14 protein-coding genes are annotated in these 15,371 nt (G+C 37.3%); 7 read left to right on the top strand and 7 right to left on the bottom strand.

The window, feature by feature from the left end:
* Positions 1–19: 19 nt before the first annotated feature.
* On the bottom strand, positions 20–1,423 hold the full coding sequence (locus SCA31_RS02685) for an OmpP1/FadL family transporter (protein WP_410695309.1): 1,404 nt from the start codon (positions 1,421–1,423) through the stop codon (positions 20–22).
* Positions 1,424–1,477: 54 nt separating this feature from the next.
* Positions 1,478–2,584, bottom strand: coding sequence for a prolyl-tRNA synthetase (locus tag SCA31_RS02680; protein ID WP_410695307.1), 1,107 nt, complete (start codon positions 2,582–2,584; stop codon positions 1,478–1,480).
* Between the two features lie 142 nt (positions 2,585–2,726).
* Here SCA31_RS02680 and proS point away from each other — a divergent pair, with 142 nt between their 5' ends.
* From proS to dnaJ, 5 genes are all read left to right on the top strand, one after another.
* Positions 2,727–4,202, top strand: coding sequence for a proline--tRNA ligase (gene proS / locus SCA31_RS02675; protein ID WP_410695305.1), 1,476 nt, complete (start codon positions 2,727–2,729; stop codon positions 4,200–4,202).
* A gap of 116 nt (positions 4,203–4,318) precedes the next feature.
* A complete protein-coding gene (locus SCA31_RS02670) occupies positions 4,319–5,641 on the top strand; it encodes a DUF937 domain-containing protein (RefSeq protein WP_410695303.1) in 1,323 nt (440 codons plus the stop codon).
* Positions 5,642–5,754: 113 nt separating this feature from the next.
* Positions 5,755–7,089 carry an Nramp family divalent metal transporter gene (locus tag SCA31_RS02665; protein ID WP_410695301.1) on the top strand — a complete coding sequence of 445 codons (1,335 nt, stop codon included), beginning with the start codon at positions 5,755–5,757 and terminating at the stop codon, positions 7,087–7,089.
* Positions 7,090–7,236: 147 nt separating this feature from the next.
* On the top strand, positions 7,237–7,776 hold the full coding sequence (locus SCA31_RS02660) for a nucleotide exchange factor GrpE (protein WP_410695603.1): 540 nt from the start codon (positions 7,237–7,239) through the stop codon (positions 7,774–7,776).
* A gap of 110 nt (positions 7,777–7,886) precedes the next feature.
* The gene (dnaJ, locus tag SCA31_RS02655) at positions 7,887–9,005 is read left to right on the top strand and encodes a molecular chaperone DnaJ (RefSeq protein WP_106916500.1); all 1,119 of its coding nucleotides are present in this window, start codon (positions 7,887–7,889) and stop codon (positions 9,003–9,005) included.
* A gap of 175 nt (positions 9,006–9,180) precedes the next feature.
* Here dnaJ and SCA31_RS02650 read toward each other — a convergent pair whose 3' ends face one another.
* Positions 9,181–10,062, bottom strand: a complete 882-nt coding sequence (locus SCA31_RS02650; RefSeq protein WP_410695299.1) for a DUF808 domain-containing protein — start codon at positions 10,060–10,062, stop codon at positions 9,181–9,183.
* Between the two features lie 145 nt (positions 10,063–10,207).
* On the opposite strand from SCA31_RS02650, the gene SCA31_RS02645 reads away from it, so the two are divergent.
* Both SCA31_RS02645 and SCA31_RS02640 read left to right on the top strand, forming a co-directional pair.
* Positions 10,208–10,699, top strand: a complete 492-nt coding sequence (locus SCA31_RS02645; protein WP_410695298.1) for a tetratricopeptide repeat protein — start codon at positions 10,208–10,210, stop codon at positions 10,697–10,699.
* Positions 10,700–10,724: 25 nt separating this feature from the next.
* A complete protein-coding gene (locus tag SCA31_RS02640) occupies positions 10,725–11,594 on the top strand; it encodes an alpha/beta hydrolase (protein WP_410695297.1) in 870 nt (289 codons plus the stop codon).
* A gap of 41 nt (positions 11,595–11,635) precedes the next feature.
* On the opposite strand, the gene SCA31_RS02635 is transcribed toward SCA31_RS02640, so the two are convergent.
* The 4 genes from SCA31_RS02635 to SCA31_RS02620 all read right to left on the bottom strand — a co-directional run bounded on the left by SCA31_RS02635 (position 11,636) and on the right by SCA31_RS02620 (position 15,310).
* The gene (locus tag SCA31_RS02635) at positions 11,636–12,337 is read right to left on the bottom strand and encodes a DedA family protein (RefSeq protein ID WP_410695296.1); all 702 of its coding nucleotides are present in this window, start codon (positions 12,335–12,337) and stop codon (positions 11,636–11,638) included.
* 85 nt (positions 12,338–12,422) lie between these two features.
* Positions 12,423–13,535: a peptide chain release factor 2 gene (prfB, locus tag SCA31_RS02630; RefSeq protein ID WP_410695295.1), complete on the bottom strand. Its 1,113-nt coding sequence runs from the start codon at positions 13,533–13,535 to the stop codon at positions 12,423–12,425.
* A gap of 152 nt (positions 13,536–13,687) precedes the next feature.
* On the bottom strand, positions 13,688–14,185 hold the full coding sequence (locus SCA31_RS02625; RefSeq protein ID WP_410695294.1) for a hypothetical protein: 498 nt from the start codon (positions 14,183–14,185) through the stop codon (positions 13,688–13,690).
* Between the two features lie 18 nt (positions 14,186–14,203).
* Positions 14,204–15,310 carry an NAD(P)/FAD-dependent oxidoreductase gene (locus SCA31_RS02620; RefSeq protein ID WP_410695293.1) on the bottom strand — a complete coding sequence of 369 codons (1,107 nt, stop codon included), beginning with the start codon at positions 15,308–15,310 and terminating at the stop codon, positions 14,204–14,206.
* Positions 15,311–15,371: the final 61 nt, after the last annotated feature.

Here is a 15,371-nt window from a genome sequence, read left to right as displayed (position 1 = left end):
TCTTCAAGTGGTATGAAAATTAAAATTTCCAACCAAATGTAAGGAAGAAGTTACTTCTGTTATTCTTAACTTCCGATACTGCAGAAGAAGTTGGTGAAACATCAAAGTTACCAGAGTAATATCCTGTTCCATAATCAGCATTGCTCTGTAGAAAAGGATTCTTATAATTAGAACTGATATTTTGATAAGCAGCATCTAGATAAAACTGTCCAAAGTCATACCCGATACCAGCACCAATCGTATTTCTTGAACCCAGAATCAGATCGCTATAATTGGTATTTGTTGCAGCTCCCGCATTAGAATAAGCACTAATTGTGAATGCATCAAAAGGACTTGAAGCATAGGAATATCCACCTCTTAGTCTGAAGCTTTTAATTCTATATTCTGCCCCTACTCTTACCTCAGAAAGATTCTTATACTTGTCACTGAAGAAAGAATTCAGTTCACTTTCTGCATCACCTTGTACTTTATATTTTGGTTTAGTTAAACCTAATGTATAATCTACGTTTAAAGAGAAGTTCTTACTAGGAACAAAAGCGGCACTCACTGTAGCCTTCATTGGAGACGTAAATGTTCTGTCTTCTCCAAAGTTTTTGTAATAGATGGATCCGTCTTCCCCTGTATAATACTCACTAAATGCTCTGTCAATAGTCCACCATGTTGGAGTTTCTATGGAAGCCCCAAGTCGGAACTCATTACTTAGCTTACCTATAACCCCGACACTCGCAGAAAAACCGTTGGAGCGTTCAGAATTAGGCGTATATTGTTTAGTAAAGCTATCTACAGAATTATCTAAATCCAATCCGAATCTGGCCGTTTCACTTTGATCAATGCTCGCATAGTGGAAATTTAATCCTGCTCCCAGATACAAACGATTTTCATAGTTTGCACCCACCCCAATGTTCATTTTAGACTGGTTACCATATCGGTCATAATTATGTCCCAGATATGATAAATTCCCATTAACATCATTGCCATTTTGATCTACAAGCTTTTTAGGAATAATTATATTTCCGTTTCCTGGAGATTCTACATAGTTTTCAATAGACTGATTGGAGTAATTAACACCAATATTAATAAACTTCCATCCCGTTTTTGACATAAGCGGAATTGCTACGATCCCACCAGCATTTCCAAGATCTGTCTTATTAACGGTATATTTTACAGAAGATCCTGCTAATGAACTTGTATTTTTATTACTGTTTATCGATAATGTTCCCGAAACATCTCCGGAAATGGCTACCCCTAAACCAGCGGGGTTAGTCAAAAGTGAACTTGCATCTCCTCCTAACGCTCCATTGGATCCTGCCATTGCATTAAACTTGGATGAACCAATATTAGGGGAATTTGAATAAATCTCAACAGAGTTTCTAATCACTGATATATCTTGAGCCTGCGCAAAAAATGCAGCAGAAATACTCATTAATACTAAAGATTTTTTTAACATTATTTATTTAATAGTTTATGAAGTTGAAAATTATCTGAAGCCACCACTACCTCCGGATCTCATGCCGCCTCCGCCGCCTGAAGAGCCACCTCTAAAGCCGCCTCCGCCACCAGAGTTGAAACCTCCACTAGATCTAAAGCCTCCGGAATCACCAGATCTGAAGCCTCCACTATTGTTATATCTTGGCTGAGATTGTGGTTGATAGTTATAGTTAGGTCTTGCCTGAGGTGTTGAATTACGGAATCCTCCAGAGTTTGAATTTCTGAATCCACCGGAATTTCCATTTCTAAAGCCTCCTGAATTCCCCTGTTGTCTGAAACCACCAGAGTTTCCATTTCTAAAGCCGTCGTTTGTATTTCTAAACCCACTGTTGCTATTTCTGAAGCCATTATTGCTATTTCTAAAACCAGAAGCCGTATTGGTTCTGTACACAGCATTGTTTATACCAGAATTCTGGAATCCATATCCGCTGGCACCACTTCTTTTGTAAGGTCTGTTGTAGTAATTACCACCCCAATAACCTCCTCCGTAACCCCATGAGTTACCATAATATCCGCCCCAGAATGGATCATAGTATCCACCCCAGTAAGGAGAATATCCGTAGCCCCAGTATGGACTTCCCCATCCGATAGAGCCTCCCCAGCCCCAACCGAATGATCCGCCCCAACCCCAGGACATGCTTCCACCCCAGCCCCAGCCGCGATTAAAGCCCCAATATGGACTATAGCCTCCATACCAGCCCCAAGGAGATCCCCAACCCCATGAATTATCATAGTAATTAGTTTGGGAACCTGCATACATTCCCCAATCAGAGTCTGTAGCATTGGAGGTCCAATTGGCATTGGTACCACTCCATTCGTTATATTTATTCTGTTGTTCTCTTGAATTCGTCTGTGCATTTTGAATCACGTTAGAATCCTGATAGTAGTCATAATATTCGCCTACTCTATTTTCGCTACCATTAATGATAACTCCTTCTGGCAGCGTATCCTTATTAGGGTCATAATATACCCCATCCGTCTCGCTATACCCTCCCATCTGAGCACCACAAGACATAAGCAATAATCCACCTGATATTGCCAAGATCCCTTTGGATTTTAGCAGACCAAGCAAATTTTTATGTATATTTCTTTTCATGATAACGTAAAAATTTTTAATTTAAATTATATTTGCAATCAGTACCAAAAATGTACCAATACTGATTAAAAAATCTATCAAAAATAGATTTTTATTTTTAGATAACAATAATGTGCAAAAGTTAAAAAAATTTTAAAAGATAATGGCAAAATTAACCTCAAGAAGCGAAGATTACAGCAAATGGTATAATGAGCTGGTTGTAAAAGCTGATTTAGCTGAAAACTCAGGAGTGCGTGGATGTATGGTAATCAAACCGTATGGCTATGCAATCTGGGAAAAAATGCGTGATGAAATGGATAGAAAATTCAAGGAGACAGGTCACGTGAACGCATACTTCCCGCTTTTTGTGCCCAAGAGCTTATTTGAGGCTGAAGAAAAGAATGCAGAAGGTTTTGCAAAAGAATGTGCTGTAGTAACTCACTACAGATTAAAAACAGATCCTAACAACCCTTCAAAACTTATTGTAGATCCAGATGCAAAACTGGAAGAAGAATTGATCGTTCGTCCTACTTCAGAAGCAATTATCTGGAATACCTACAAAAACTGGATCCAGTCTTACAGAGATTTACCAATACTTATTAACCAATGGGCAAACGTTGTACGTTGGGAAATGAGAACCCGTTTATTCCTTAGAACTGCAGAATTCTTATGGCAGGAAGGGCATACCGCTCACGCCACAAAAGACGAAGCAGTAGAAGAAGCTGAAAAAATGAACAAAGTATATGCTGATTTTGCAGAAAACTTTATGGCAATGCCTGTTATCCAGGGATTGAAAACGCCATCCGAAAGATTTGCAGGAGCAGACGAAACGTACTGTATCGAAGCATTGATGCAGGATGGAAAAGCACTTCAAGCTGGAACTTCTCACTTTTTAGGACAGAATTTTGCTAAAGCATTTGACGTAAAATTCACCAACAAAGAGGGAAAGATAGAACATGCATGGGCAACATCATGGGGAACTTCAACCCGTCTTATGGGCGCTCTAATCATGACGCACTCTGATGACTTTGGATTGGTATTACCTCCAACTTTGGCCCCTATTCAGGTAGTAATTGTTCCAATCTTTAAGGGAGAAGAACAATTGGCACAGATTAGCGAAGTTGCTTTAGATATCCAAGCTAAGTTAAAGGCTAAAGGTATTTCTGTGAAATTCGATAACGATACCCAAAACAAACCAGGATGGAAATTCGCTGAGTACGAATTGAAAGGTGTACCAGTAAGAATCGCAATGGGTCCAAGAGATCTGGAAAACAAATCTGTTGAAATTGCAAGAAGAGACAATCTTACCAAGGAAGTTCGTTCTATAGACGGACTGGATACTTATATTGAAGAGCTATTAAAGACTATTCAGGAAGATCTTTACAACAAAGCCCTGGACTTCAGACAGGATAACCTAACAAAAGTTGATACTTATGAAGATTTCAAAAAGGTTTTAGAAGAAAAAGGAGGTTTCATTTACGCTCATTGGGATGGTACTGCTGAAGAAGAAGAACAAATTAAAGATGAAACCAAGGCTACCATTAGATGTATTCCTTTAGATGATGATGTAGAAGAAGGGATCTCTCTAATTTCTGGAAAACCATCTAAGAGACGTGTATTATTCGCAAAAGCGTATTAATAATTTTAACAATTTTTAAAAAAAACGTTAATTTTTAAAGAAATACTCAAAAAAAAATGACATCTGGACAGATTTTTGTTTAAATTTATCACAACATTAATCTAAAAAAATTTATTATGTCTTTAAATGTCATTGATTTAATTAAAGGGCAATTAGGTCCCGCTTTGGTTTCACAAGCTGCTTCACAGTTTGGAGAAAGCGAATCTGGTATTTCTAAAGCAATTGGTGGCTTATTACCTGCCGTAGTAGGTGGATTAGCCAATAACGCAGACAACCCGGGTGTTGTGGATGCTATTACAAAAGCCTCTTCTAGTGGAATTTTAGGAAATCTATTAGGCGGATCGTCTAGTAACCCTATTATTACTACTTTATTATCTTCACTTTTCGGAGATAAGATTGGCGGGTTAGTAAATTCCATTGCCAGTTTTTCAGGAATCAGCAACAATTCTGCAGGTTCTTTGCTAAACTTGGTTACCGGGGCTACAGTAGGCACTGTTGGAAAATACGCAGCAGACAATAACTTGGGTGCTTCGGGTATTTCCAGCTTACTGAATGATCAGAAAGGCATTATTTCTTCTTTATTGCCAGCAGGCCTTTCTTTGGCTTCCTTTGGATTAGGAGCTGAAAATTGGTTTGGCCAGGCTAAAGAAACAGTTTCTTCAGTAACATCTACTGCTAAAGACAACCTTGCTGAGGGTGTTGCTACAGCTAGAGAAAATGTTAACGAGGGCGCTAGAGAAATAAGAGAGCAATTTAATAATAACAATAATAATCAAGGCGGAGGCTCAATCTGGAAATGGTTGCTTCCGCTTTTATTATTAATTGCAGCTGGGTATTTCCTATGGAAGCAGTGTGAGAAAAAACAGACCACCACTACGATGGCTTCTTCCACAGATTCTACAGGAACACCTGCAGATACAGCTTCTGCAACTACACCGGCTACCCCTGCAACACCAGCAGCTAAAACTGATGAAAACATTGACCTAAACGGTGTAATGTTGAAAGGTTACAAAGGAGGAATGGAAGACCAAATGATTGGATTCCTGAAATCTGGCGGATACAAGAGTGCTGCTGATGATTCAGCATTGAAAGACAAGTGGTATGACTTTGACCATGTTAACTTCAAAATAGGAAGTTCTACAGAATTAGAGACAGGATCACAAGGACAATTGGATAACTTAGTAGCTATCCTTAAAGCTTTCCCTGATTCAAAAATCAAAATCGGAGGCTATACTGATAAAACAGGAAATGAAGCTTCTAATGTAAAATTATCTCAGGCAAGAGCTGATTATATCAAAGCCGCTTTAGGAAAAGCAGGAGTTGGAGACCAGGTTCTTGGAGCTGAAGGTTACGGAAGCAAGTTTGCTACAGTAGATGCAAAAGCTTCTGATGCAGAAAGAGCTGCTGATAGAAAAATGTCTGTAAGATTTGCAAAATAATCTTTAGAATCAATAAAAATTAAGTCCCGGAAAGTTATTTCCGGGATTTTTTCATCCCCTAATTTTTGTGTTTACATTTATTTAATTAAATTTGTTAGTCATTTCTAACATTTATGAGTTTCAATTTAAAAAGCGCTTGGCGTAAAGATAAAACATCTCACTCTTTATCAGAAGTTTATTCTTCCATCAAAGTTCCTAAAAAGGCTGGTTTTTGGAGGAAATATCTTGCTTTTGCAGGACCCGGACTTATGATTGCAGTAGGATATATGGACCCCGGAAACTGGGCAACGGATATTGCAGGAGGAGCGCAGTTTGGCTACACATTGCTTTCGGTGATTCTTATTTCCAACATTTTCGCGATGGTGTTACAACACCTATCCGTTAAATTAGGAGTTGTCACAGAAAGAGATCTAGCACAGGCTTGTAGAGATCACTTCAGTCCTACCACCAATTTTATTCTTTGGGTATTTTGTGAAATAGCCATTGCCGCCTGTGATCTCGCAGAGGTCATTGGTTCAGCCATTGCCTTGAATTTACTATTCCATATTCCGCTGACCTGGGGAATTGTGATTACTACTGTAGATGTTTTAATTATTCTTTTACTTCAGGCAAAAGGATTCCGATGGATAGAAAGTATTGTAGGAGGACTTATTTTTATTATTCTCGCCTGTTTTATCTATGAAATTGTTATCTCTCAGCCAGCCTTTAATGAAATTTTGGGTGGATTGGTTCCACAAAAAGAAATTATTCAGAATCCAGCAATGCTTTATATTGCCATTGGGATTTTAGGTGCCACCGTGATGCCTCACAATTTATATCTGCACAGCAGTATTGTACAGACAAGGGATTATAACCGTGACAGGGAAGGAAAAAAAGAAGCAATAAAGTTCGCAACATTAGATAGTACAGTTTCTTTGATGCTGGCTTTTTTTATCAATGCAGCCATTTTAATCCTTGCTGCAGCTACTTTCCACACTACAGGAAATGAGCATGTTGCGGATATTCATGACGCTTATAAAATGTTGACTCCTATTTTGGGAGCTTCCATGGCAAGTATTGCGTTTGCTATTGCCTTATTGGCATCTGGACAAAACTCGACGCTTACCGGAACCCTTGCAGGGCAAATCGTTATGGAAGGCTTTTTGAATATCAGATTAAAACCTTGGTTACGAAGATTGATCACAAGGCTTATTGCAGTTATTCCTGCCTTGATTGTAGCTATTCTTTATGGGGAACAGGGAACAACTGAATTGTTGGTTTTAAGCCAGGTTATTCTATCTATGCAGCTCAGCTTTGCTGTTGTTCCGCTGGTTATGTTTACCAATGATAAGGCTAAAATGGGAGAATTTGTCAACAAGCCGTTTCTTAAGGTTTGTGTATGGATCATTTCCATTATTATTATTGTTTTAAATCTCTATTTATTGTATCAGACATTCGCAGGGGAATAACAGCCAAAAGCATAACTGTCTAAATCTAGTATCTCATTGACAATTCATCATCATTTACGGGTTGTATGAGTGGTACTTTTCTGCCTTAATGTCTTGTTTTCTCCTTTGGCAGAGTCTTTGTCAAACAATTGAGTAAATAAATATTGAATTATGGAAAATCAGGATATTAACGAAGAAAGCATCAATAATCAGGAAGATAACAATGTTCAGAATGACACAGCGTCTCAGGACAATGTGACAGCGACTCCTTCTGCAGAGGAACTTTTGGCAGAAGAGAAAGACCGTTACATCAGATTGTATGCTGAATTCGAAAACTATAAAAAAAGAACATCTAAGGAAAAAATGGAGTTCTTCCAATATGCTAATCAGGAAATGATGGTTTCTATGTTAGGCGTTTTGGATGACTTCGAAAGAGCATTAAAGGAAATTGCTAAAAACGGAAATCCAGCTGATCTGCAGGGTGTAGAATTGATCTATCAAAAATTCAAAAATAAACTTACCGAAAAAGGTTTAAAACCAATGGAAGTGAGAGCTGGAGACAGTTTCAATGTAGATTTCCATGAAGCTATCACTCAAATTCCTGCTCCATCGGAAGATCTGAAAGGAAAAATCGTAGATGTTATTGAAACAGGATATACTTTAAGTGATAAAGTAATCCGTTTTGCAAAAGTAGTAACAGGAAACTAATATTATTAATGATAAATGATGAGTGATAATGGATAGACCGCTATACTTTTATTACTAAATTTTAAATATCTTTTATCATTTATCAATCATCAATTATAGAATAGAAAGTCATGTCAAAAAGAGATTATTACGAGGTTCTTGAGATCAGCAAATCTGCATCGGCCGACGAAATAAAAAAAGCATACCGAAAAATGGCCATCAAATTTCACCCGGATAAAAATCCAGGAGATAAGGAGGCTGAAGAAAAATTCAAAGAAGCTGCTGAAGCTTACGAAGTACTAAGCGACGATCAGAAACGTGCCAGATATGACCAGTTCGGACATGCCGGAATGGGAGGAAATGGAGGTTTCGGAGGCGGAGGCTTCGGAGGCGGAATGAACATGGAGGATATTTTCAGTCAGTTTGGAGATATTTTCGGTGGTGGTTTCGGAGGATTCGGCGGCGGTGGCGGTGGTCGCCAGCAGGTAAGAGGTTCTAATTTAAGAATCCGAATCAAGCTGAACCTTGAGGAAATGGTAAACGGAACCCACAAAACCATTAAGGTTAAAAAAATGAAGATGGCAGAAGGTGCTACTTCAAAAACCTGTCCTACCTGTAACGGGTCTGGTGTTCAGCTTAAAGTAATGAATACCATGTTCGGTCAAATGCAAACCCAAACCACTTGTGGTACTTGCCAGGGAATTGGGAAAGTTGCAGATAAAATTCCTACAGGAGCTAATGCACAAGGTCTTGTGAAAGATGAAGAGGAAATTACAATTAATATTCCTGCCGGAGCAAGAGACGGAATCCAGCTTAATGTAAGAGGAAAAGGAAATGATGCTCCATTTGGCGGAACTCCGGGTGACTTATTGGTGATCATTGAAGAGGAAGTAGATCAAACGATCAAGAGAGAGGGAGATAATCTTCACCAGGAACTCTATATTTCATTTGCTGAAGCTGCTTTAGGAACTAAAAAAGAGATTCCTACCGTTGGCGGAAAAGTGAAAATTACTGTTGATCCGGGAACACAATCTGGAAAAATCTTAAGACTTGCAGGAAAAGGACTTCCAAGCATCGACAGTTATGGAAAAGGAGACATGTTTATTCACATCAATGTCTGGACTCCACAGAAGCTTAACAAGGAGCAAAAAGACTTCTTTGAAAAGCAGATGTCCAGCGGAGAAATGGTTGCAGAACCATCCGGAAAGGAAAAAACTTTTTTTGATAAAGTAAAAGATTTATTCAATTAATATAAAGAGGCCTTAGGGTCTCTTTTTTATTGTATCAATCTGTACTACAATTCCATTAAAAGCATTAGGGTAGAAAAATAATAAAAGAAAATTGATACTGTAATCAGTGACTTTAAATAAAAAATCCTGTACTATTATTTCAAGTACAGGATTCTCTTATTATTTAAAATATATCTTATTTTTTTGTAGCCAAAGAATATATTGCTTTACCAATTGTAAACAAAGCAACTGCACCAAGACCTCCTACAATACCGAATGTAAACTCTTTAAGCATACCTGGCCATGTTGGTAATAACTCGTGTAAATAATGAATATTATGGGCAAAAATACCACCTGAAACCAAGATAAGAGCGATGGTTCCTACTACTCCTAAAATCTTAATAATGATCGGCAATGCTTTTACCAACAAATGACCCAACTTGGAAAAAAATCCCTTGTCGTGGCTTTTTTTGATTAATTTAAAACCTGCATCATCCATTCTCACAATAAGGGCAACGATTCCATAAACCCCTACTGTAGCAATAAATGAAACAAATGTTACGGTAAGAATCTGTGTAAGAAGTGGGTGATTTTCCTGAATTACCGTTCCCAATGCAATAATTACAATTTCAATAGAAAGAATAAAATCTGTTCTGATTGCCGAGTTTATTTTTGTTTTTTCAGAAACCTCCGAATCTTCACTTTCATTACCTTCCTGCACTACTTCATGTCCTTTTTTGGAACGATGAAACAGGAATTCAATGATTTTCTCTACCCCTTCAAAGGCTAGATATAATCCTCCCAAAATAAGAATCATCTCAATGGCTGGTTTGTACAACCAATTGAGCAGAAAAGCAATGGGAAGAATAATAAGCTTATTGATAAATGAGCCTTTTGTGATTGCCCACAAAACAGGAAGTTCCCTTGAAGAAAGAAAGCCGGTGGCTTTTTCTGCATTTACAGCCAGGTCATCTCCTAAAATTCCTGCTGTTTTCTGTGTAGCTATTTTACTGGTAACTGCCACATCATCCATCAATGCTGCAATATCATCTAAAATCGCAAAAAAGCCTGATGCCATATTTTAATTTTTTTTTAATCTTTGTTAAGTTCAGCAAAAATAAATATTTAATTCCATTTTATGATTCATAACACGACAATTATTTCAAGAATTATAAAGCAATATTTCGTTTTCAATATTTTATATCTTTGTTTAAAATTATATCATGGATGAAAACTGGGAAATCCAATTACAGAGGATTTGGCAGAAGCTTGGAACAATAAGCAATGAAGAATTTATTCAACAAATCAAAGACCATATCATATTAATTACAGATTCACAAGCTATTGCTGATTTTGAAATGGCGTGTACTTTTGACTCAACCGGACATGAAAAGGAGGCTGAACCTTTATACAGATCTGCATTGGCCCAGGGATTATCCGGCTTACGAAGAAGGAGAGCAAGAATCCAACTGGCAAGTACATTAAGGAATAATGGAAAAATAGAAGAAAGCATCCATATTTTAAGAGAAGAAAAAGCAAATTACTCAGATGAACTGAATGATGCGGTAGATTCTTTTTTAGCACTTTCCCTTTCCTCAGCAGGAGAATATAAAGAAGCACTATCATTAACCTTAAAAGCAATTTCCCTACATTTACCCAGATACAATCAATCTTTGTCTAATTATGCAGACGCACTATATAAAGAATCTTTTTAAAGTTACTATTTCTTGATTCTAATTTATGAAAAAGCTCATTCTCAGATATCATTTTTTCGCTATGGGAAGCATCAGCTTCCTGTTGCAGTCTTGTAATACAAAGTTCAGGGTTTGGGTAGGTACGGATAGCCAGCAAAAAATCTATAACTTAAAATACGGAGAGCATAAAAAACAAAAAATGGATGTCTTCCTTCCAAAAGATTATGTCCAAGACGCTCCTGTTGTTTTGATTGTACATGGTGGGGCCTGGACGCTCGGTAAAAAAGAACATATGATCCAAATTCAGAAAATGCTTTTTGAAAATAAGATTCCCAGTATCAATATGAACTACCGATTGGTATCTAAGAAGAAAAATATTACCTATAAGCAGCAACTGGAGGATATTGGCCTGGCCATCGAAAAGTTTAATTCTCTGGCTGAAAAAGCAGAACTTCTACCCAATAATTATATTCTTTTGGGTGAAAGTGCCGGTGGGCATCTTGCTTTATTATATGGATATCAGCATCCTGATCACATCAAAAAGATCATTTCTCTAAGTGGACCGACAGATTTCTACAGCCAGGAATATCTGAATTCATTTTATTCTAAATATACTTCTCCTACTTTTCAAAAAGTAGTGGGTACTAAGTTTGATCGTAACAATATTTCTGAAGCCTTTAAGGAAGCCAGCCCTATTGCCAACATCACCCATGTTCCTACCCTATTATTTCAGGGGAACAATGATTTTCTGGTTAACCATCATCAAGGGCAGGCAATGGACTCTGCGCTCACCCATATGAATGTTCCCCATAAGTTTATCTTTATGGAGAAAACAGGCCATGTTCCGAGGTTTTTCAGTAAAACAAAAAGAGATAGTATTATCTATCCGAATATTCTGGAATGGATAAAAAAATAACCTACTAAAAAGCAGGTTATTTTTTTATATTTTTATGATTCCTATTCAGGGTCGGAATCATTGTTTTCATATTTTGAAAAGTCTTCTTTTTTACCAAAAACAAATTTGATAATCACCGGAAGTGTTGTTACCAATACAATCACAATGATGATATACTCTAATTTCTCCTTTAAGTTGATTCCAAATTGCTCCATGAATAATTTATCCAGGTAATGCCCTGCAAAGATCAAAATAAATGACCACAAGATAGCTCCGATAACATTATCCCTTAGGAATTCTTTCTTATCCATTTTTACAATTCCTGCAACAATCGGGGTAAAGGTTCTTACCACAGGTAAAAATCTAGCCATAATAATAGCTAATGCTCCATGTTTTTCAAAGAAATCATGAGCCTGATATAAATATTTTTTCTTAAAAAGCATTGAATCTGGTCTCTTATACAGAGCCGGACCTGCTTTACGTCCAAAATAGTAACCTACTTCATTTCCAATAATAGCAGCTATAGCTACACCGGAAGCTAAAAGTGTTGTATCTAAGAAATCACTCCCCGTGGAGCCGAAAGTCTCCTTGATGATTTCAACGGCATAAATTCCTGAAACGAACAGTAATGAGTCCCCAGGTAGAAAAAATCCTACAAAAAGACCTGTTTCAGCAAAAACAATGAACAAAATAAGCCAAAACCCTCCCATTTTAATATAAAACTCCGGGTTTAATAAATCCTTCCAGCTATTGAAATCTTCCATATATATCGATGAACAACAAAAATAAGTCTAAAATGTCTGAAACAAAAATTAATTATAAGATTTTAACTAAAAATCATATGATATTTTATAGCTCCATATCATCATCGGAAACCGCCGTACCATCAGCCATTAGAAAAGCTTTAAGGAAAGAGGTGATATTTCCGTTCATCACCGCATCCACATCTGATGTTTCATGACCTGAACGTACATCTTTTACCAATTTGTAAGGGTGCATCACATAATTTCTGATCTGGCTTCCCCACTCGATCTTCATTTTATTGGCTTCAATTTCATTTCTGGCTCTCATACGTTCTTCCAGTTCCATTTCATATAGTCTGGAACGAAGGAGCTGCATTGCCTTTTCTTTATTCTGAAGCTGTGAACGGGATTCTGAGTTTTCAATGATAATTCCGGTAGGTGCGTGACGAAGACGTACTGCGGTTTCAACCTTGTTGACGTTCTGTCCTCCTGCTCCGGAAGATCTCATTGTTTCAAATGATATATCGGCAGGATTGATATTAATTTCAATGGTATCATCCACCAACGGATAAACATACACGGAAACGAAGCTGGTATGACGTTTAGCATTACTGTCAAAGGGTGAAATTCTTACCAAACGGTGTACCCCGTTCTCTCCTTTCAGGTATCCAAAGGCATATTCACCTTCAATTTCAAGAGTAACGGTTTTCACTCCGGCTACCTCACCTTCCTGAAAATTCAGTTCACGGATCTTATAGCCCTGCTTTTCTGCCCACATGGTGTACATTCTCATCAGCATAGATGCCCAATCACAACTTTCTGTACCTCCTGCTCCTGCCGTAATCTGAAGAACAGCAGAAAGCTCGTCACCCTCATTGGAAAGCATATTCTTGAATTCAAGGTCCTCTATTTTTTCAACCAGCTGTGGGAAAGTCTCATCCAATTCTTTTTCAGAATCAGGATCTTCCTTGGCAAAGTCAACTAAAACCTGTAGGTCTTCAAACTGTGTCTGAATTTCATCATACCCTTCCACCCATTTTTTCTTGGATCGAAGCTGTTTCAGAAAAGCTTCTGCAGTCTTAGGATTATCCCAAAACTCAGGAGCGGCTGTTTTTTCATCATCGTTGGCTATTTCTATCTTCTTTTTTTCAATCTGAAGGTATCTGTGCAGGTCTTCAATCCTGGATTGAACTTGTTTTATCTGGTCGTTGTTAATCACGAGGTTTTCTTTTTTACAAAAATAAGGAATTCTTTTAGAGTGGAGCATTTTGGGATAAAAGTTCCACGTTTTGGAATGGGGATTTTGGAGTTTTCATAAAGAAAAGTTGGTAAAGGATATTTTTGATTGGTTGGAAAATAATTAATGAGTGACTATTCCTTTATTATTTCCGCTTGAAAGCTTTTTTTCAGATACTCTTTTGTCCTTTTACTTTCCATTTTGAAACTCAATATTGTTAAAGCATAAATAAATAATAGCATCAATAGAGGAATAAAAAATTCTACAGATATTTCTTTATCTCTTATACTTTTCATAGATATTCCTAGGAAAAAAAATAGGGCAAATGAACACCAAACTAACAAAAAAAAGAGTACAAACAAATTCAACTTCATGGTCACTTCTATTTGTGTTCCTAAATTTAAATTGTTTTTTTGGAGTCTACCACTTATTTCAGGGAGAAAAGAATTTCTATATTTGATAACTCTACTGATTTCAAAACTGTAATTATCTATGTAACCCTCGTATTCCTTTATTTGATTTCTTCCCAAACCGAATTTTCTTGGTTCAACAAAGCTGGAAAGTTTTGTAAGCACTTCCTGCTCAGATAAATTCGTTCTATATGTAATGCGTTCAAAAGGTAAATATTTCATGCGTACACAACGTTGTATTTATATCATTTCTGCGACCAACTCACCAATCTTCGGAGCTAAAGCAACTCCCATCCCTGAAAGTCTCACTGCACAAAACTGTTTTTCAGAAACCCGTTTTACGATAGGGGTCTTTTCTGCACCCATAGCCATAATTCCGGACCATCGGAGGGCAATCTTGAATTCATGATTGGGTAGAACAACTTCCCTCAAAAAGGTTTCCAAATGTCGTTGGAGAAATTCTGTAGTTTCAAAGGCAGTAGTTTCTTCAGTTTTAAAATCCTGATTTCGCCCGCCACCAAGTAGTATTCGATTTCCTAAATTTCTAAAGTAATAGAATCCCTCATCATAATGAAAAGTTCCCTTTAGTTTTAAATTTTCTATAGGTTCTGTTAATAGGATCTGTCCGCGAGCAGGAATTATATTTTCGTTTTCAAGAAATTTTGAACTGAAAGCATTGGTACAATATATCAGCGCGTCAGCTTTCACAGAGAGATCTTCTGATAGATAAATTTCAACCTCGTCTGAGGTTTCCTCAATATTTTTCACTTCTGTTCCCAATAAAAATTCAATCTTCAGTTCATGACACTTCTCTGTAAGCTTTTGTAATAACTTCCCTGAGTGCAGGCTTCCCTCGCAAGGATTTTCAAGTAAAAACCGAGATTTTCCTAGTCCAAATTCCTTTATTTTATTCTGTTTCAAGGAATAGGTCTGCTCGAGTCCTGTTACAAATTTCAGTTGAATATTCACCTCATCCAGGTGTGATAAGGGTTCGTCATTATTTAATATCTCATAACCGCCGCTAAATTCAAAATCTATTTCATCACTTTTAAAATATTGTCTGATCTTTTGAAGTCCATCAAACCTCATCTGAACAAGATCCAGTGTTTTTTCCCAACCCATATTTTGGGAATCTGCAATCACTTCTGTAAGGCTTCCAAAGCAGGCAAATCCGGCATTCCTCGTTGAAGCTCCCAATGGAATTGAATTCCGTTCTATAATCAATACAGACTTTTCAGGATATTTCTCTTTGATGGATATGGCAGTCCAAAGCCCGGAAAACCCGGCCCCAATGATAATGACATCTCTTTTACGGTAAAAGGTTTCCAATTCCCAGATACTGATCATGAGTAATATTTTTGTACAATGTATAAAATATTGGATAGTGCACAGTAGATCAGAGTCTAAA

Source organism: Chryseobacterium sp. SIMBA_028 (assembly GCF_046535285.1).
GTDB lineage: Bacteria > Bacteroidota > Bacteroidia > Flavobacteriales > Weeksellaceae > Chryseobacterium.
This window is presented reverse-complemented; position numbering and strand designations above follow the sequence as displayed.

Excerpts from the sequence above, each read along its gene's own strand:
- SCA31_RS02680 (WP_410695307.1), bottom strand. The coding sequence starts at position 2,584 with ATGAAAAGAAATATACATAAAAATTTGCTTGGTCTGCTAAAATCCAAA.
- proS (WP_410695305.1), top strand. The coding sequence starts at position 2,727 with ATGGCAAAATTAACCTCAAGAAGCGAAGATTACAGCAAATGGTATAAT.
- SCA31_RS02640 (WP_410695297.1), top strand. The coding sequence starts at position 10,725 with ATGAAAAAGCTCATTCTCAGATATCATTTTTTCGCTATGGGAAGCATC.
- SCA31_RS02645 (WP_410695298.1), top strand. The coding sequence starts at position 10,208 with ATGGATGAAAACTGGGAAATCCAATTACAGAGGATTTGGCAGAAGCTT.
- SCA31_RS02635 (WP_410695296.1), bottom strand. The coding sequence starts at position 12,337 with ATGGAAGATTTCAATAGCTGGAAGGATTTATTAAACCCGGAGTTTTAT.
- SCA31_RS02620 (WP_410695293.1), bottom strand. The coding sequence starts at position 15,310 with ATGATCAGTATCTGGGAATTGGAAACCTTTTACCGTAAAAGAGATGTC.
- SCA31_RS02670 (WP_410695303.1), top strand. The coding sequence starts at position 4,319 with ATGTCTTTAAATGTCATTGATTTAATTAAAGGGCAATTAGGTCCCGCT.
- SCA31_RS02650 (WP_410695299.1), bottom strand. The coding sequence starts at position 10,062 with ATGGCATCAGGCTTTTTTGCGATTTTAGATGATATTGCAGCATTGATG.
- dnaJ (WP_106916500.1), top strand. The coding sequence starts at position 7,887 with ATGTCAAAAAGAGATTATTACGAGGTTCTTGAGATCAGCAAATCTGCA.
- SCA31_RS02625 (WP_410695294.1), bottom strand. The coding sequence starts at position 14,185 with ATGAAATATTTACCTTTTGAACGCATTACATATAGAACGAATTTATCT.
- SCA31_RS02665 (WP_410695301.1), top strand. The coding sequence starts at position 5,755 with ATGAGTTTCAATTTAAAAAGCGCTTGGCGTAAAGATAAAACATCTCAC.
- SCA31_RS02685 (WP_410695309.1), bottom strand. The coding sequence starts at position 1,423 with ATGAGTATTTCTGCTGCATTTTTTGCGCAGGCTCAAGATATATCAGTG.